The following is a 927-nucleotide window of genomic DNA, read 5'->3' as shown; positions in this document are numbered from 1 at the left end:
TCTGTGAAGATTTGCCGCCTACGACTGTGGATTGAATTGTTGAAGAATGCTTACTATACGGCTGAAAGTAATTACACTTATTTAGAAACCTTACCAAATATCGACATTAACATCAAATGTGGAAATTCTTTGCTTCACCGATTCGCTTTGACAGACAGTATTCAGACCGTACTGCGAGAGTCTAGTATCAGCATCAGCCAATATAAGGAAGCTGTAGCTAAATATAAAAATGCCCAAAGTAAAAGCGAAAAGCAGGATTTGGAAACGTTTATAACAGAAATCAAGTCGAAATTGAAAACAGAGATCAACCGCCGGGATGCACGATTGGTTAGATTGAACAAACGCCGCTCTGAGTTGGCAAACTTACAAGCGCCTCAACTGTTTGAACCGACAAAAAAGGAAAAGAAAGCGTCGGACAAGCGCATTGCCGATTTAAAGAAAGAAATTGCGACATTAGAAAATATATTTGAGGAAATACGCTCCAACAAAATTTATCTTGGTGCATTCGAATGGCGTATAGAATTTCCAGAAGTACTCGATGCCGAAGGCAACTTCTTGGGATTTGACTGTATCATTGGCAATCCACCTTACATTCAGTTACAATCTATGGGTAAGAGTGCCGATGTATTAGAATGCATGGGTTACATAACTTATGCACGCACTGGTGATATTTACTGCCTCTTCTATGAGTTGGGTATGAACCTGCTTACTCCCAATGGTTTTCTTTGCTATATCACGTCTAATAAATGGATGCGTGCAGGGTATGGTGAAGCCTTGCGAGGTTATTTCGCAAGCAAGACCAATCCTATTATGTTGGTAGATTTTGCAGGCATAAAAATATTCGATGCAATAACGGTAGAAGCAAATATTCTTTTATCTCAAAAAGCAGCAAATATTTTTAACACACAAGCTTGTTTGGTACAAGAT

Annotated in this window: 1 protein-coding gene; it reads left to right on the top strand. The window is 38.9% G+C overall.

Annotated features, from left to right (window positions below; translation table 11 throughout):
• Positions 1–927: Eco57I restriction-modification methylase domain-containing protein (locus tag H8S63_RS19755; protein WP_186927715.1), on the top strand; the 927-nt coding region annotated here is incomplete at both ends.

This window comes from Bacteroides sp. NSJ-39, from assembly GCF_014287315.1.
GTDB classification, from domain to species: domain Bacteria; phylum Bacteroidota; class Bacteroidia; order Bacteroidales; family Bacteroidaceae; genus Bacteroides; species Bacteroides finegoldii.
This window is presented reverse-complemented; position numbering and strand designations above follow the sequence as displayed.